Below are 15,843 nucleotides of genomic sequence, written 5' to 3' on the forward strand. Positions count from 1 at the left end.
ACACGATTGCCGACGCCGGCTTCCGTGTTGTTCCACCCTCCCGGCACGCACTATAGTGCGGGGCACGTCCAAGGCAGGAGCCTACGCAGTGCACTCCAGAATTTTTACCCGTCGCGTCTATCTTCGTACCCTTTCTTCCCTGGCCATCGCCCTTGCGCTTGTCTCCTGCAACGCCCCGCCTGCCACAACCTCTGCCGCCCTGCCCGATGCGCCGGAGATCGGCACGGGCTATCGCAGCGGCCTGGTCACCCAGCAGGCGAGCCGGCATATGGCCGCGGCCGCCAACCCGCTGGCGGCTGAAGCCGGGCGGGAGATCCTGCGCCAGGGCGGTTCCGCCGTGGACGCGGCCATCGCGATGCAGGCCGTGCTGACGCTGGTCGAGCCCCAGGCCACCGGTATCGGCGGCGGTGCCTTTATCATGGTCTGGGACGGCCGGCAGGTACACGCCTATGACGGACGTGAGACCGCTCCGGCCGGCGCTACCGAAAAGCTGTTCCTCAACCCCGATGGAACGCCGATGACCTTTACCCAGGCCCAGATCGGCGGCCGCTCGGTGGGCACCCCAGGCGTAATGCGTGCGCTGGAGCTGGCCCACCGCAACAACGGCCGACTGCCCTGGGCCAGGCTGTTCGAGCCGGCCATCCGCCTGGCCGAGCAGGGTTTCCCGATTTCGCCGCGCCTGCACAAGCAGATCGCCGCCAGTCCGTTCCTGCCGAAATCCCCGGCCATGGCGGCCTATTTCCTCAACGCCGATGGCCGCCCGAAAGCCGTCGGCACGATCCTGAAAAACCCGTCCCTGGCCGCCGTCCTCAGACGCATCGCCAATGAAGGCAGCGATGCCCTCTACACAGGCCCGATCGCCCGGGAAATGGTCGCGGCGGTCAACACCAGTGCCAACCCCGGCAGCCTGTCCCTGGCCGACCTGCGGGGCTACCAGGCCAAGGAGCGCACGCCGATCTGTTCGGACTACAAGCGCTGGAAGTTCTGCGGCATGCCGCCGCCGTCCTCCGGCGCCATTGCCATCGCGCAGATCTTCGGCACCTTGCAGGCGCTGGAAGCCCGGGACAAGCACTGGGCGCTGCCAGCCCTGGCGCCGCAGAAGAGCGCCTCTGCCGCCGGTCTCGAGCCGCGTCCGCAAGCCGTGCACCTGATCGCCGAGGCCGAGCGCCTGGCCTATGCCGACCGTGGCCTGTACGTCGCCGACAGCGATTTTGTCCCGGTACCGGTGGCCGGCCTGATCGACCCCACCTACCTGGCCCGGCGCGCCGCGCTGGTCAGTGAGCGCAGCCTGGGCAAGGCCGAACCCGGTGTCCCACCCGGACTGCAGGTCGCCCTTGCGCCTGACCGCTCGCCCCCGCGCATCTCCACCTCGCAGATCGTCGCGGTGGATGACCAGGGCGGTGCCGTGTCGATGACCACCACGGTGGAAAGCTCGTTCGGTTCGCACCTGATGGTCGAGGGCTTCATCCTCAATAACCAGTTGACCGACTTCTCGTTTATCCCCAGCGAAGACGGCAAGCCGGTGGCCAATCGGGTCGAGCCGGGCAAGCGCCCGCGTTCGTCGATGGCGCCGACCCTGCTGTTCGACCGTCAGGACGGCGAGTTCCTCGGTACGGTCGGCTCTCCCGGCGGTTCGCAGATCATCGAGTATGTCGCCAAGACCCTGGTCGGCCTGCTGGACTGGAACCTCGATCCACAAGCGGCGATCAACCTGCCCAACTTCGGCAGCCGCAATGGCCCGACCGAACTGGAGCAGGGGCTGTTCTCGCCGCAACTGATCGATGCACTCAAGCACAAGGGCCACGCGATCAGCGAACCGGAGATGACCAGCGGCACCCAGGCGATCATGCGCGTGCGTGATGCGCAGGGCGCCAGCTCATTGGCCGGCGGTGCCGATCCACGACGCGAGGGTGCGGCGCTGGGGGATTGAACAAAATCCGATCTTGCGCACAGTCGTTCACAATTTATTAAGAACTCCCTCCGTATAGTGGCCGGTTATCTGGATGCCCCCGGGCTCAATTTCCTTTTACCGGTACCACCATGCGCACAACACGCCCCGCTCTCCTGCTGTTCCTGCTTGGCTGTCTCGTGTTCTTCTTTGCCCTGGGCAACCATGAGCTGCAAGGTTCCACCGAATCCCGGGTCGCCGGGATCGCCATGGAAATGCACCTGAACAACGACTGGGTCACCCCGCGCCTGCTGGGCGAACCGTTCCTGGAGAAACCGCCCCTGAGCCTCTGGCTCGACGCCAGTGCCATCCGCCTGTTTGGCGGCACGCCACTGGCGGTGCGGCTGGCCTCGGCCCTCGCCGGATTGTTCACGGTGCTGGCACTGTACGGTTTCATGCGCAAGATCGGTCGACCGACGCTGATGGCCTGGACCGCGGCGGCGATGCTCGCGACCATGGCCAGCTACCTGGGCAACGCCCGCCAGGTCGGTGAGGATGCGATCCTGAGCCTGGGCGTGGCGCTGGCGCTGTTCGCCTTTTTCCAGGCCGGCCGGCGACAGCGGGAACAGGCGGGAACCCTGGGCAGTTGGCTGGTCTTTGTCGTCGGTATCGCCATTGCGACCCTCAGCAAGGGGGTGCTCGGGCTGGCGCTGCCGGGCATCGTGATTTTCGTCTACCTGGTCAGCGAAAGCCTGATCGACAAGCGCTTCAGCTTCGGGAACTGGCTGCGCCCGGCGCTGTTCACCCTGATCGGGCTGATCCCGCTGCTGATCTGGCTGACCCTGCTCTATCGCCAGGGCGGCCTGCAGGCGGTCGGTGAAGTGCTGTGGGCCAACAGTGTCGGTCGTTTCAGTGGTTCCTTCACCGCCGCCGGTCACTACGAACCGTTCTATTACTACTTCACCAAGCTGCCGGAAGCCTTCCTGCCCTGGAACCTGCTGGTGTACCTGGGCCTCTGGCATTTGCGCAAGGAACTGACGCGCAACCGCCACCTGCTGTTCGCCACCGTCTGGATCCTGGCCCAGTTCACCCTACTGACCCTGGCTTCCAGCAAGCGCATGGTCTACATGGTGTCCATGGCGCCGGCCGCGGCGATTATCGCCGCCGAATACAGTGGGGTGATCCTCGACTGGCTGCGTCGCCGCTGTGCCACCTCGGCATTCAGCCGCGGCCTGGTCGAGTACCGCCGCCCGCTGGCGATGGGACTGCTGGCTGTCATCGTATGCGCTTACCTGGTGGTCGCCTGGCGAGCACCTGACGCCGACCGCACCACCTCCTTCAAGCCGGTGACCGACCAGGTCATCGCCCTGCAGTCCGGCGGCAAGCAGGTGGCGCTGTATCAACCGGACGAACGCCTTGCCTCCACGGTTTTCTATACCCGGCGCCAGCAGCAAGTGGTACAGACCCAGGCCGAACTGGATGCCTTCCTCGCCGCCTCGCCGGACAACGTGGCCGTGGCCCAGAACCAGGAACCGGACGCTTCGCACACGATCCTGGCGACCGTCACCATCGGCGGCAAGCGCACCTACTACTTCTACACCCGATAAAACGCCAGGCATAAAAAAACGGCGCTCCCGGAGCGCCGTTTTTTATCGTGTCGACAACCCGCGCTTCACGGCTGGAACACCTGTGGCCAATCCGATGCTTCGATAAAGCCCATGACCCGGGGTGCCTGGCTCGGCGAGTTTTCCGTGATGAACAATGCCGCGCCATAACCCATGGAGGGGATCGAGAGCTTCATGGATTTCTCCAGCGCATTCATGCACTCGCTGTGGGTGACCAGGATCAGGTTGCGCCCCGGCACCTTGTAACGGCGCAGGTCGCGCAACATGGTCTTGCGGCAATCGAACAACCAGTCCTGCGTGCTGCTGGCCTGGTTGAACATGTAGAAGGACGTCTGGACTGCACGGGTCAACGGACTGTTGTAGATATCCGTCCTGGCCAGCCCGAGCTTTTCAAAGCGGGCGCCAAGGCCCACCGCCACATCGCGGGCCCGATCGGTGATACCGTCCTGCCCGGCCAGGCAAGGCGCCTTGGAGCGATCGCAACGTTCGACATGGCGTACCAGTACGACCATCTCGCCCTTGGCCCAACCCGTGCTCAGCGCTACCGCGCTGCTGGCGCCGTGACGGGCAAGATCGGTAATGGTCGCCGGACGCAGGATGAACAGCGTCAGCGGGATGACAAACAACGCGCAAAGCAGCACAACCAGGGTATTTTTATATTTGGCGAAACGGCTCAGTTCGAACGAACGCCTGATCCCGCTATACGTCAGTCTTGATTCCACGTTGAGGTGGCCCCTGCGGCAAACGCTGGTTGAGTAAACGATGTCGGTGACCCTACAGGGCAAAAATGACAGCCGGGCATCGGGCGTCACTGCCACTGGAAAAACCGCTCGAATACCCGCGCTACACCGATATGAACGCAGAGACTAGGTCCGCTGAAGTCGCCCTCTGGTGAAAGGAATGTGAAAAATTCCTTAAGCCCGCGGTCCGGCCTGCTGCGGGTAAAACACTCCCGCGAGCCCTGGATCTGGCCGCAACGGCGATCCGTCACCCGCGCACTACACTTCGTGAAACATCAGCTCACGAGAAAAACCTTTCAGCTATCGGCCCCACCGCCGATACAGCCCCTACGAACAAATTCAGCTGGCACCAAAAACAACACCTTCCAGCCACCCGACGAGCAAGCAAGACAACGTTCCTGGAGGAATTCAATGAATAGCTGGTTTGGAAATATCAGCGTCAACCTGAAACTGGGCCTGGGCTTCGGCCTGGTCCTGGTGCTCACCACCATCCTGGCCCTGACCGGCTGGACCAGCCTGGGCGGCCTGATCGACCGTAGCAACTGGATGAGCGACATCACCCAGCTCAATGCCTCGCTGACCAAACTGCGCGTGGCCCGGTTGCAGTACATGCTCACCAACGGCGACGAGACCGCGGCACAGAACGTACAGGTCAACCTCGACGCCTTTATCGCCCAGCAGCAGAAGCTGATCGCCAGCTTCAAGAGCCCGGAGAATCTCAAGCTGCTCAATGAGCAGGCGGCGATCATCGGCAATTACCAGCAGTCGCTGAACAAGATGCGCGACGCTTATCGCACCGCCGCCGGCGCTCGCCAGACCATGGGGGAAAACGCCGAGGTCATTCAGAAACTGATCGCCACGATCCACAACAACGTCCTGCAGATGGCACCGGGCGATGAAGGTCGTTTCGAGCGTTTCCAGGCCATTACCCTGGCCAAGGAACAGTTCCAGCTGACCCGCTACGAAGTGCGTGGCTACACCGCCAACAGTAACGCGGATACCGAACAGAAGGCTGTCAACCAGCTGAATGAAGCGATTGCCGGCCTGAAACAACTGCAGCAGCAGTTCAGCAGCAGCCAGCAGAGCGAATTGCAACAACTGGAGACGGGCCTGGCTAACTACCGGGTCGCCATCCAGGCCTATAAGACAGCCAACAGTGCCGCCCTCCAGGCCCGCAAGGAAATGACCGACCAGGGTACCGACATCGTGTCCCGCAGCGACGATCTCTATCAGATCCAGCTGGACCGTCGTGACGGCGAAAGCGCCCAGGCCCGCAGCCTGCAACTGGGCAGCACCCTGCTCGCCCTGCTGGTCGGCATTCTGGCCGCCGTGATCATCACCCGCCAGATCACCCGGCCGATCCGCGAGACCCTGGGTGTGGTGGAGCGCATCGCCTCCGGCGACCTGACGCAGAACCTGATCGTCACCCGTCGTGACGAACTGGGCGTGCTGCAACAGGGCATCCAGCGCATGGGCAGCACCCTGCGCGACCTGATCAGCGGCATTCGCGACGGCGTCACCCAGATCGCCAGCGCCGCCGAAGAGCTGTCGGCCGTGACCGAGCAGACCAGCGCCGGAGTCAACAGCCAGAAAATCGAGACCGACCAGGTGGCCACGGCCATGCATGAAATGACCGCCACCGTTCAGGAGGTCGCGCGCAACGCCGAAGAAGCCTCCCTCGCGGCCGCCGCGGCGGATGGCGAAGCCCGTGAAGGTGATCGGGTGGTCGGCGAAGCCATCGCCCAGATCGAACGCCTGGCCACCGAAGTGCTGCGTTCGACCGAAGCCATGACCGTGCTGCAACAGGAAAGCGACAAGATCGGCAGCGTCATGGACGTGATCAAGGCCGTGGCCGAACAGACCAACTTGCTGGCCCTCAACGCCGCCATCGAAGCCGCCCGTGCCGGTGAAGCCGGGCGTGGTTTTGCCGTGGTGGCCGACGAAGTGCGCGGCCTGGCCCAGCGTACGCAGAAATCCACCGAAGAGATCGAGGGCCTGGTGGCGGCCCTGCAGAACGGTACGCAGCAAGTGGCGACCGTGATGAACAACAGCCGCAGCCTGACCGACAGCAGCGTCGAACTGACGCGCAAGGCCGGGACCTCACTGGAAAACATCACCCGCACGGTGTCGAACATCCAGTCGATGAACCAGCAGATCGCCGCGGCGGCCGAGCAACAGAGCGCGGTGGCCGAAGAGATCAGCCGCAGCATCATCAACGTCCGCGACGTCTCCGAACAGACCGCCGCCGCCAGCGACGAAACCGCCGCTTCCAGCGTCGAACTGGCCCGCCTGGGCAATCAGTTGCAGATGATGGTCAGCCACTTCCGGGTCTGATGGCGAAGATCGCTCCCATACTCATGGGAGCGATCGGGTTTCAGGCTATCCAGGGATTGATGATCAACACACCGGATTGCTCGAAATCACGAACATTTCGCGTGGCGATGCTGGCACCGTGCGCCTTGGCAATCGCGATAATCTGCGCGTCAGCCACGAATCACATAAAACCAGCAAGAGCCCAGCTGTCCGACCTATACACAAATCGCGTTGGTGAACACCAGCCGATTGCCGAACGGGTCGGTGATGGTCATGTCCAGGCTGCCCCAGGGCGTCGCCTGGATCTGTGGCTGGACCTGGGCATAACCCTTGGCCAGCAATTGCTCGCGGAACGCCACCAGTTCGTCGGTTTCGATACGCAGGGCCGAACCGGGTGTCGCGTCGCCGTGATGCTCGCTCAAGTGCAGCAGGCAATCGCCCTTGGACACTTGCAGGTACAGCGGCAACTGCGGCTCGAAGCGATGCCGCCAGTCGACCTGGAAGCCGAGGAAGTCGACATAGAACCCCAACGCCTCGGCCTCATTGAAAATTCGCAGAATGGGAGTGGTTTTACCGAAGCTCATGACAGGTCTTCCTGGCGGGTCTGGATCAAAGCGCTTCGGCCCCGGCGCGGGTTTCTTTAATAGCTTAATGCCATCATCGATTGAAATCGCGACATTCGTCTCAAAAACCCTCGCGCAAATCCCCGGAGCGCGCCAGGAAGCGGCCGGCTCGCCGACCGTTGGCCTGCCCGGCCGAATAACTCTTCACGCCGTTGACCCAGACCCCGTCGATGCCGGCAGCGGCCCGTTGCGGGTCATTGAAGTCCGCCACGTCGCGCACGGTCAGCGGGTCGAACAGCACCAGGTCGGCCCAATGCCCTTCGCGGATTTCACCGCGCTCCACCAGGCCGAAACGGGTCGCCGACAACCCGGTCATCTTGTGCACGGCCGTGTGCAGGGGAAACAAGCCAAGATCGCGGCTGAAATGCCCCAGCACCCGCGGGAAGGCGCCCCACAGCCGCGGATGGGGAAACGGGTCCTCGGGCAGGCCGTCCGAGCCGATCATCGACAGCGGATGCGCCAGGATGCGCCGGACATCCGCCTCGTCCATGCCGTAATACACCGCGCCCGCCGGTTGCAGGCGCCGCGCGGTTTCCAGCAGCGAAGCGCCCCACTCCCGGGCGATGTCCATCAGGTCCCGGCCCCCCACTTCCGGGTGCGGAGTCGACCAGGTGATGGTGATGCGGAAGGCATCGGTGACCTGCTTGAGATCGAGGGTCGAGGAACTCGCCGCATAGGGATAGCAATCGCAGCCGACCGGATGATCCTTCGCCGCCTGCTCCAGTTTCGCCAGCAACTGCGGGCTGCGTCCCCAGTTACCCGCGCCGGCGCATTTGAGGTGGGAAATGATCACCGGCGAGCGGGCATGGCGGCCGATCTCGAAGGCTTCGTCCATGGCCTCCAGCACCGGTTCGAACTCACTGCGCAGATGCGTGGTGTACACCGCGCCATGGGCCGTCAGCTCTTCGGCCAGTTGCTTGACCTCATCGGTCTCGGCATTGAAGGCACTGGCGTAGGCCAGTCCGCTGGACAACCCGAGGGCACCGGCCTCCAGGCTGTCGCGCAACTGCGCGCGCATGGCGTCAATCTCGGTCGCCGTCGCCGTGCGCGACAGGTCGTCCAGGTGGTTGCTGCGCAGCGCCGTATGGCCCACCAGCGCCGCCACATTCACCGCCGGATTCGCCACTTCGACCGCCGCGCGGTAATCGCTGAAACGTGGGTAGCCGAAGGCCTCCCGCGAGCCCAGCAGGTTCATCGGGTCCGGCGGATCGCCGCGCAGGCTGACCGGCGCGGCGCTGATCCCGCAATTGCCGACGATCACAGTGGTCACCCCCTGACTGAGCTTGGGCAGCATCTGCGGCTGGCGGATCACCACCGTGTCGTCATGGGTGTGCACGTCGATAAAACCCGGGGCCAGGACCTTGCCGCCGGCGTCGATTTCCTCGCTACCGCTGGCGTCGCCCAGCGCCCCGATGCGGACGATGCGCCCGTCGCGCAAACCGACATCGGCGACATAGCCCGGAGTGTTGCTGCCATCGATAACGGTGGCGTTGCGAATCAGCGTGTCGTACTGCATATCAGTCTCCCAGCGGCAGATTGTCGGGGCCGCCACGGTATTCATCGAGGGCCAGCTTGATCCGCCGCAGCCGCTCCTGGTTGTCCTGCGGCAGCGACAGCGCCACTTCGGTGGACAGCACATCGATGGCCAGCAGCATGCCGTAACGGGCCGCCGTCGGTTTGTAGATAAAACTGGTTTCGGCGCCCTGCAGCGGCAACAGCACATCGGCCAATTGCGCCAGCGGCGAATCCGCCCGGGTGATGGCGATGATCGACGCGCCATAGTTGCGGGCCAGGCGCACCGCTTCCAGCAACTCCGGCGTCAGGCCGGTCAGCGAGCAGACCAGCAACGTATGTTCGGGACCGAGGGTCGCGGCGGTGACACGCATCATCACCGGGTCGTGACAGGCCGCAATCGGCAGCCCCAGACGCACCAGGCGCACCTGCAACTCATCGCTGCACAGCGCCGAGCAACCGCCGAGACCGAAGGCATGAATCATCCGCGCCTGCGCGAGCAGCCGTACCGCGTCGGCGAAGTGCGCCTGGTCGAAACCGGCCAGGTGCTCATGCAGGGTGGTCTCGATATCACTGACGATCTGGCGGAAAAACGCCGACTGCTCCGGCCGCCCCGCCGGATCGAGAAAGCGGCTGCCGACGCCGCTGGCCTGGGCCAGTTGCAAACGCAGGTCACGCAGGTCGCGGCAACCGACGGTGCGGGCAAAACGCGACAACGTCGCGGCACTGACTTCGGCCCGCTCGGCCAGTTCATCGAGGCTGGCCGAGGCGGCATAACCGATGTCTTCGAGAATCACTCGGGCAATGCGTCCTTCACCGGCGCTGAAGGCGTCCTGGCGGGCACGGATCTGATACAGGATGTCCATCTACAGCCACTCCGAAAGGCCCAGGGTCAAGCCGAAGGCGACCAGCGAGATCAGGGTCTCGAGCACGGTCCAGGTCTTGAAGGTTTGCATGACGGTCATATTGAAGTATTCCTTGATCAGCCAGAAGCCGCCGTCGTTGACGTGGGAAAAGATCACCGAGCCGGCACCGGTCGCCAGCACTAGCAATTCCGGGTGCGGATAACCCAGGCCGATGGCAACGGGAGCGACCACGCCGGACGCCGTGGTCATGGCGACCGTCGCCGAACCGGTGGCAATGCGCATCAACGCGGCGAACAGCCAGCCCATGAACAGCGGCGACAACTGGAAAGCGTGGGCCAGGCCGACAATCTGGTCGGTGACCCCGGCGTCGATCAGGATCCGGTTCAGGCCGCCACCGGCGCCCACCAGCAAGGTGATGCTGGCGGTCGGCGCCAGGCATTCGTTAGTGAACTTGAGGATCGCTTCGCGGTTGAAGCCCTGGGCCAGGCCCAGGGTCCAGAAACTCAACAGCGTCGCCAGCAGCAGGGCGATCACCGAGTTGCCGATAAACAGCAGGAACTGGTTGAAGCCCGAACCCGGGGTGGACAGCAGGTTGGCCCAGCCGCCGATCATCATCAGCACCACCGGCAACAGGATGGTGACCATGGTCAGGGCAAAGCCCGGCAGTTGCTTGCGCGGCTCACGCTCGATGAACTGGCGCTCCAGCGGGTTCTCGGCGGGCAGATGAATATGCGGCACGATAAACCGGGCATAGAGCGGACCGGCGATGATCGCCGTGGGAATGCCGATCAGGATCGCATAGAGCAAAGTCTGCCCCACCGAGGCCTGGTACGCCTGCACCGCCAGCATCGCCGCCGGATGCGGCGGCACCAGGGCATGCACCACCGACAGCCCCGCCACCATCGGCAAGCCGACCATCAGGATCGACACCCCGACCCGCCGTGCCACCGTGAAGGCGATGGGCACCAGCAACACGAAACCTACTTCGAAGAACAGCGGCAAGCCCACCAGGAAGGCAATGCAGACCATCGCCCAGTGCGCGTTGCGCTCGCCGAAGCGCTCGATCAGGGTTTGCGCCACCCGCTCGGCGCCACCGGATTCGGCCATCATCTTGCCGAGCATGGTGCCCAGGGCGACGACCAGGGCGATATGCCCCAGCGTCTTGCCGACACCCGCCTCGTACGCACCGACCACGCTGCCCGCCGGCATCCCGGCCAGCAGCGCCAGGCCGACGGACACCAGGGTGATGACGATGAACGGATTGATCCGGTAGCGCGCGATCAGCACGATCAGCGCAATGATCGCAATCGCCGCATACAGCAGCAGTCCGTAGCCCGGTGGTGGCGTCATGGCGAATCCCTCGATAACGGTCTCTGGAAAACTCTTATGAAAACCAGAGTGCATTACCGGGCACGACAGACCAACCTCCATGAAAATAACTTTCGCACAGAGGTATGAAATGTCGCTCAGAGAAATCCCGAACCGGGAAAAATGAAAATCCGCCGCCGTATTTTCATGGCGACAAACACCCTGTGACGAGCGGCTTGCCACCATGTTCCACACACCTAACCGCGCGGTATCGCTCCACGCAATGGCGTCTTCTGCGCCGGTTGTCGCGAGGCCTGTTCGCGCGCCTTCAGTTCCTCCAATGTCAGCGCCAGCCAGTTGCCCAGCTTGTCGGCCTGTTCCGTGAAACGCTCGAACAGCCGCTGCATGGCGTTGTGGTCAAGCATGAGGAAAGGCTGGCGGGTCCACAGGATGACTTTCTTCTGCTCGACAATCGCCCCGGTCAGGATCGGCGGATGCTCCAGCCCCAGCAGGTTGCTCTGGAGCAGGATGCCCAGGGTCTGCGGATCGTCGAAGCGTTGTTCCGATACCGGCAGCAGGCAACTGACCGTCAGGAAGTCATTGGGCGCCTCGCGCCATTCCAGCACCAGGCCGCTCGGCAAGGTCATGACATAGCTGTCGGACACCTCCAGCGCCTGCTCATCGATGTCCATCCGGTGAAACACCGGGGACAGCACTTGTTTCAACTGGCTCGCCATCGACGACTTTCCTTATCGGATGATCAGGTTGCGCATCCGCGCCATCAGTGAGTTGGAGCGTTCGCGGCGAGCCGGTGGCGTCTCGCGGTAGCGGCCACCGTCGCGTGTCGAAGAAGGCTCGCGTCGGGCGCTGACCGATGGTGCCCGTCGCCGCTCCACGGGTGGCGGACCGTAGTTGGGGATCACCGGGCGTTCGCGGGTATTGAACGACTCCGCCCGGGCGCGCGACGTCGAGGCCCGCCCACGGGAGTAATCACTGTTATCCGCTGGCGGACGGTAATGCCGGGGATCAACCCGATAATCGTCCCGGGGCGGTACATACGGCGGAACGACCGGGCGAGCCCAGGTATTGACGCTATCGGCACGAGGCCGAGGCAATGGTGCCGCCGGTACACTGATCGACGCACTGCGCCCACGGGAATGTCCGTTCAGCGGGGGGAAGTTCATGGTATTGACGATCGGCATCGGCGCGGGAGGCGGGTTGCGCGGCACTTCCGTGCCGTCCCGCGTATCGAGGCCCAGTTGCCTCATCCGGCGCTTGAACTTGTACTCCGGGAAATCCTGGTCCTGGCGGCGCACATCGCCCTGGTTGCGGTCGCCTTCATAGCGCATGCCGAGGTTCTTCGAGGCATGCACCTGGGTGTAGAGCTTGGCGTTTTCCAGCAGGAAGTCGGTCAGTTGCGCCTTGTCCGTCGGGTAGCTCGGCCGCAGGCGGGCGAATTCCCGGTCGACCTCGCGCTGGCTGGCCTTGGGGCCGTTGAGCAGGCGTTCACGCTCTTCCGGGTTGTAGCGTGGCTGATAACGCTGAACGACCTGGGGATTGTCACCCAGCAGGGAGAATTCCTGGCGGCGCATGGCCCGCCCGAATTCCGGCCAGGCATCGGAGATAATGGTGTTGTTGTTCACCCGCGAGTCACCGACCTCCACGAAGGTGTGCCCGAAATCCCTGGCTTGCACAATCGACACTTGCTGGTGCTGCCCTTCGGCACCCGCCAGCAGCAACGCATTCACCGCCGCCATCTGGTCGCAGTTGCCCGCCTGGAAGCGCGCCGCGGTGCGCGCATAATCCACAGGGGCGCTGATATCGTAGACCAGCACCGTACGCTTGTAGGCTTCCGCCTCGCTCGCCCGAACATGCTTTCTCTGGTTGCCCGAGCCGTAGTTGAGGATTTTCCAGGTGTCGTCGATGGCCCGGTTGGACAGTACCAGCGCATTCATCTGCGCCACGGAAACCGTCGTCGTGGCCTTGAAATGCCGCGTTTCACCGGAGGCCAGTACCCGGCGCGTAGACACCGTGTGGTCACGGTCACCGCTGTTGAAATGTCGGGAGCTGGCGGAAAAGGTTCGATCCGTCGATAAAGGCATGGTGCTGGGCTCGCGAGAAGGAGTCCTGTTGTGTGGCTCCTTCGCGCGAAGTGGTTCCGTTGCCGAAGCCGTCGAGCGGGCCCACTGTCGGGTCCGCTGCGCGTCAAACCATCTCGTTGAGGATCCACTCGGTGACCGACGTGCGCTTCGGTGCCCAGCCCAGCAACGCGCGGGCATTCTTGCCACGTACCCGGCTGTTGGAGCCCAGGCCGTAGTTGGCCATTTCATAACCCCACTCGGCCTCGGCATCCGCCAGCGGCCAGTCCTGCGGCTCGCCCAGCTCCAGGGCCTTGGCCATCGCGGTGGTCATGTCGATAAACGAGGCTTCGCCGCTTTCGACAAAGTAGAAAGTGCCCGCCGGATTTTTCTCCAGGGCCAGCAGGTACAGCGCCACCACATCTTCGATATGCACGTTGGACCAGATGTTCCGGCCGCTGCCGACATGACGCACCACACCGCTCTTGCGCGCCTGTTTGAGCAGACGCGGCAACTGCACGCTGTCGCGGTGCACGCCCAGGCTGTGGCCGTAGATCAGAGTGTTGCAGATCACCGCCGAGCGCACGCCGAACTTCGCCGCGCCGAGGATCAGGTTGTCGATGGCCACGCGGGCAGCCTTGTCGACGGTCGGCTCCGGCAGGTTGTCTTCGTAATAGACGATATCGCTGGCCTTGCCGCCGGAAGCGTCGCCGACGATGCTCGAACCGCTGGTGTGCAGGAACATCTTGTCGGAACCGCGCAGGGCGCCGAGCAAGGCTTCGACCGCACCGCGATGATCGCTGCTGGCGGCGTTGATCACGGCATCGGCCTGCCGTGCCTGTTCGGCGAGCAGAATGCTGTCGTCCAGGGTGCCGATCACCGGGATGATCCCCAGGCCGCGCAGTGCTTCGGCCTGTTCGGCACTGCGCACCAGACCGGTGACCTGATGGCCGGCGGCAACCAGGCCGGTGGCGATGGAACCGCCGATAAAGCCGGCCGCGCCGGTAACGAATACGTTCATGGAGAAACTCCGTGGGTGGATAAGTGATGGGACGAGTATCGAAGACTTATCCGTGCCGAATAACCCCGTACTGCCCAATTCACTCTTGCGCTGGAGTCACGAATCCTGAGCGTGAAAGTCACCAACACCTCGTGGCTGATCGCCTGGTGGAGCCTCAATAAATTACAAATGGCATTTAAGTTGACAAGCGCACGACGATCCGGCGAAATAATAGATGTTACAAAACATTTATCAGACAAGTCTGGCCGGCCATCCACTCTGTTCCTTGCGCTCGTCACGTGTTGCAAGTCGATGCTGTTGCCGATACTTCCACCGACACCGCACGCACAAGGAACACCCCATGCTGTCAACATTGGTTGCAAATCGCCTGGCACGGCGCCAGGTCCACTATGGCTGGGTGGTGGCCGCTGTCACCTTCCTGACCATGCTGGTGATGGCCGGTGCCATGGGCGCGCCGGGTGTGTTTATCGTGCCCCTGGAACATGAGTTCGGCTGGAGCAGCGCGCAGATTTCCTCGGCCCTGGCGATTCGCTTCATGCTCTATGGGCTGATCGGCCCCTTCGCGGCTGCCTTCATGAACTACTTCGGTCTGCGCCGGGTAGTACTGGCGGCACTGGTGATCGTGCTCGGCGGCATGATCGGCTCGATGTTCATGAACAGCTTCTGGCAACTGGTACTGCTCTGGGGGGTGGTGATCGGCATCGGCACCGGGCTCACCGCCATGGTCCTGGGTGCCACGGTGGCGACCCGCTGGTTCTCCCATCGCCGCGGCCTGGTGGTCGGTTTGCTGTCGGCCAGTTCGGCCACCGGCCAACTGCTGTTCATGCCCCTGATGGCCTCGTTGACCGAACACTATGGCTGGCGCCTGGCGCTGGGCCTGATCTGTGCGGCCATGGCGGTGGTCGTGGTGACGGTGCTCGCCCTGCTGCGCGACCGGCCGGCGGATATGGACCTGCCGTTGTACGGCGAGCGCGAAGTGCTGCCCGCCCCCGCCCATCGCGGCAGCCTGCTGCAAATGCTGATCAGCCCTCTGCGGGTCCTGCGTGATGTGTCGGGCAGTTGGACATTCTGGGTACTGTTCCTCACCTTCTTCGTCTGTGGCGCCAGCACCAACGGGCTGATCCAGACGCACTTCATCAGCATGTGCGGCGATTTCGGCCTGGTCGCCACCACGGCGGCCGGCATCCTGGCGATGATGGGCATCTTCGACTTCTTCGGCACCGTGGGCTCGGGCTGGCTATCGGACCGTTTCGACAATCGCTGGTTGCTGTTCTGGTACTACGGCCTGCGCGGCATCTCGCTGATGCTCCTGCCGTTCACCGACTTCACCGTGTTCGGCCTGTCATTCTTCGCCGTGCTCTATGGCCTCGACTGGATCGCCACCGTACCGCCCACGGTCAAGCTGGTGGCGCAGAAGTTCGGCGGCGAGCGGGCCAACATCGTCTTCGGCTGGGTATTTGCCGGCCACCAGTTGGGCGCGGCCTTTGCCGCCTATGGCGCCGGGTTGACCCGTACCTTGCTCGCCACCTACATCCCGGCCTTCTTCATCGCCGGCATGCTGTGCGTGATCGCCGCGCTGATTGCCCTGTCGATCCCGGTGATGTTGAAAAAACAGGCAACGAACTGACCCGATGATGTGGGAGCCGGCTTGCCGGCGATGGCGTCCGTTTGGGCGATGCATGGCTTATGGGCCTCATCGCTGGCAAGCCAGCTCCTACAGGGGGGGCGGGGCCATAACAATCATCGGTGTTGCACCGCCGAACTGTGGGAGCCGGCTTGCCGGCGATGGCGTCCGTTCGGGCGATGCATGGCTTATGGGCCTCATCGCTGGCAAGCCTGGCCCCTACAGGGGGGGCCGGGCCATAACAA

Annotated in this window: 12 protein-coding genes and 2 pseudogenes; 5 read left to right on the top strand and 9 right to left on the bottom strand. The window is 63.7% G+C overall.

Annotated features, from left to right (window positions below):
- Positions 1-88: 88 nt before the first annotated feature.
- Positions 89-1,930, top strand: coding sequence for a gamma-glutamyltransferase family protein (locus tag HX851_RS24970; protein ID WP_177060556.1), 1,842 nt, complete (start codon positions 89-91; stop codon positions 1,928-1,930).
- Between the two features lie 110 nt (positions 1,931-2,040).
- Positions 2,041-3,495 carry an ArnT family glycosyltransferase gene (locus tag HX851_RS24975; protein ID WP_177060558.1) on the top strand — a complete coding sequence of 485 codons (1,455 nt, stop codon included), beginning with the start codon at positions 2,041-2,043 and terminating at the stop codon, positions 3,493-3,495.
- A gap of 65 nt (positions 3,496-3,560) precedes the next feature.
- On the opposite strand, the gene pmrG is transcribed toward HX851_RS24975, so the two are convergent.
- Positions 3,561-4,235, bottom strand: a complete 675-nt coding sequence (pmrG, locus tag HX851_RS24980; RefSeq protein WP_177060560.1) for a lipopolysaccharide core heptose(II)-phosphate phosphatase PmrG — start codon at positions 4,233-4,235, stop codon at positions 3,561-3,563.
- A 564-nt stretch (positions 4,236-4,799) separates the two neighbouring features.
- Here pmrG and HX851_RS45595 point away from each other — a divergent pair.
- Positions 4,800-5,684: pseudogene (locus HX851_RS45595) on the top strand (methyl-accepting chemotaxis protein); the annotation flags it as partial.
- A 198-nt stretch (positions 5,685-5,882) separates the two neighbouring features.
- Entirely contained in the window at positions 5,883-6,587 is a 705-nt protein-coding gene (locus tag HX851_RS45600; protein WP_438362415.1) for a methyl-accepting chemotaxis protein, read from the top strand.
- A gap of 40 nt (positions 6,588-6,627) precedes the next feature.
- On the opposite strand, the pseudogene HX851_RS45185 reads toward HX851_RS45600, so the two are convergent.
- The 8 genes and pseudogenes from HX851_RS45185 to HX851_RS25020 all read right to left on the bottom strand — a co-directional run.
- Positions 6,628-6,744 (bottom strand): annotated as a pseudogene (locus HX851_RS45185) (VapC toxin family PIN domain ribonuclease); the annotation flags it as partial.
- Between the two features lie 37 nt (positions 6,745-6,781).
- Complete coding sequence (locus HX851_RS24990; RefSeq protein ID WP_017126735.1) at positions 6,782-7,150, bottom strand: glyoxalase superfamily protein; 369 nt, start codon at positions 7,148-7,150, stop codon at positions 6,782-6,784.
- 100 nt (positions 7,151-7,250) lie between these two features.
- On the bottom strand, positions 7,251-8,705 hold the full coding sequence (locus HX851_RS24995) for an N-acyl-D-amino-acid deacylase family protein (protein ID WP_177066229.1): 1,455 nt from the start codon (positions 8,703-8,705) through the stop codon (positions 7,251-7,253).
- A 1-nt stretch (position 8,706) separates the two neighbouring features.
- A complete protein-coding gene (locus HX851_RS25000; protein WP_177066230.1) occupies positions 8,707-9,567 on the bottom strand; it encodes a MurR/RpiR family transcriptional regulator in 861 nt (286 codons plus the stop codon).
- Positions 9,568-10,917: a GntT/GntP/DsdX family permease gene (locus tag HX851_RS25005; RefSeq protein ID WP_177060576.1), complete on the bottom strand. Its 1,350-nt coding sequence runs from the start codon at positions 10,915-10,917 to the stop codon at positions 9,568-9,570.
- 215 nt (positions 10,918-11,132) lie between these two features.
- Complete coding sequence (locus HX851_RS25010; protein WP_177060578.1) at positions 11,133-11,612, bottom strand: CesT family type III secretion system chaperone; 480 nt, start codon at positions 11,610-11,612, stop codon at positions 11,133-11,135.
- Between the two features lie 12 nt (positions 11,613-11,624).
- Positions 11,625-12,977, bottom strand: coding sequence for a hypothetical protein (locus HX851_RS25015; protein WP_177060580.1), 1,353 nt, complete (start codon positions 12,975-12,977; stop codon positions 11,625-11,627).
- Between the two features lie 103 nt (positions 12,978-13,080).
- Complete coding sequence (locus HX851_RS25020) at positions 13,081-13,974, bottom strand: NAD-dependent epimerase/dehydratase family protein (protein ID WP_177060582.1); 894 nt, start codon at positions 13,972-13,974, stop codon at positions 13,081-13,083.
- A 340-nt stretch (positions 13,975-14,314) separates the two neighbouring features.
- Between HX851_RS25020 and HX851_RS25025 the strand changes: the two genes are divergently transcribed.
- Entirely contained in the window at positions 14,315-15,601 is a 1,287-nt protein-coding gene (locus tag HX851_RS25025) for an MFS transporter (RefSeq protein WP_177060584.1), read from the top strand.
- Positions 15,602-15,843 lie beyond the last annotated feature (242 nt).

The sequence above is a fragment of the Pseudomonas gingeri genome, from assembly GCF_013385635.1.
Lineage (GTDB): Bacteria > Pseudomonadota > Gammaproteobacteria > Pseudomonadales > Pseudomonadaceae > Aquipseudomonas > Aquipseudomonas gingeri_A.